General features: G+C 40.7%; 1 protein-coding gene. It reads left to right on the top strand.

The window, feature by feature from the left end; genetic code table 11:
* Positions 1 to 158: 158 nt before the first annotated feature.
* Complete coding sequence (locus ACTNES_RS20700; RefSeq protein ID WP_441040558.1) at positions 159 to 1,634, top strand: IS5 family transposase; 1,476 nt, start codon at positions 159 to 161, stop codon at positions 1,632 to 1,634.
* Positions 1,635 to 1,707: the final 73 nt, after the last annotated feature.

Below are 1,707 nucleotides of genomic sequence, written 5' to 3' on the forward strand. Positions count from 1 at the left end.
TAGTGTCTGCTGATTAAAAGAAAAATCAGCTTAAAACCATTGATTTTACTGTGTTTTCTGCTCAAAGATGGTATAATAAAGTGCACGGTTTTAACAGATCTCAAATCTTTTTTCGTGCAGTTTTCAATAGAAATATACCATTTATGGAGCGGAAAATAATGTACAAATATACTGATAATACACAAAGTAACTTTCTGTATTTCAATCAGCCAATAGGACTTCACATGAACCCTGAAAACAGATGGGTAAAAATGGCAGATGCCATTCCATGGGAAATCTTTGAAAAGAAATATTCCCGCCTGTTCAAAGGCAAGAATGGCCGGGTAGCCAAACCATTACGTCTTGCCCTTGGCTCATTGATCATTCAAACTAAATATCAGTATTCTGACAGAGAACTCGTTGAACAGCTGACAGAAAATCCGTATTACCAGTATTTCATTGGGCTTCCAGGGTATCAGGAAGAGCCGCCAATTGATGCAAGTACCTTAGTCCTGTTCCGCAAACGTCTGAAAATGGATATTATCCTGGAAGCGAATGAATATATGCTGGATGCAGTCAAAGAAAAGCAATCCAGTGATAAAAAGGATGATGATCACACCAACCCGCCTTCGGGAGGAGGATGTGACGGGCAGGATACAAAGCAGGAACATTCCCCTGAAAATAAAGGAACCATGATGCTTGATGCCACCTGTGCCCCATCGAATATCCGATATCCACAGGATTTTTCCCTGTTGAACGAAGCAAGGGAAAAACTGGAAACGATCATCATTCGTTTTTGTAAAGCATATGGACTTTCCAGACCTCGTATGTACCGCAGAGTAGCAAGAAAAAATTATCTTGCACTTGCAAAAGCAAAAAAGCGCAGTACTAAGAAAATCCGGGCAACGATTCGTAAACAGTTGGCATTCATCAGACGGGATATCGGATACCTCGAAAATTTCATGCAGGACGGTTATGCACCGACATCGAAAGAGATCCCTCTTCTGCTAACAATCTATAAACTGTATGAGCAACAGCAATACATGTATCAGAACAAGACTCATAGTGTAGACAACCGCATTGTCAGCATTGCACAGCCATGGATCAGACCGATTGTCAGAGGAAAAACAAAGTCGCCGGTAGAATTCGGGGCGAAGTTTGACCTGAGCATTGATGATAACGGTTTTGGCAGAATAGAAAAGATATCCTATGATGCTTACAATGAAAGTACAGTGTTGAAAGAAGCGGCAGAGCGTTTCAGGGAACGGACCGGTCACTATCCGGAACGTATATTAGCAGACCAGATCTATCGTACCAGAGAAAACAGAAAATACTGTAAGATGCATGGAATACGATTATCAGGTCCAAAGCTTGGGAGACCAAGTCTTGAAAAACAGTCAGTGAAAGAGAAAAAACAGGAATATCAGGATAACACGGATCGAATAGAGGTAGAAAGAGCCTTCAGCTTAAGCAAACGTTGCTATGGAATGGGCTTGATCAAAACCAAGCTTTATGACACAACCCTAACTTCAATCGCATTATCCGTATTTGTGACGAATCTGTTCAAGATACAGTCACAGATACTTTTTACACTTTTATGGCTACTGGAACTATTAACACATGAATCTGCTGATTTTGAACCAGAAACGGTTTAATCAGCAGACACTAAATCTAAAAAACTTGCTACAATCACAAACGGTAAGACCAGAACATGGACTCACACCAAGC

It is taken from the genome of Blautia sp. HCP3S3_D9, assembly GCF_052063845.1.
Taxonomy (GTDB): domain Bacteria; phylum Bacillota; class Clostridia; order Lachnospirales; family Lachnospiraceae; genus Blautia_A.

Coding starts and splice junctions, on each gene's coding strand:
- ACTNES_RS20700 (WP_441040558.1), top strand. CDS start 159: ATGTACAAATATACTGATAATACACAAAGTAACTTTCTGTATTTCAAT.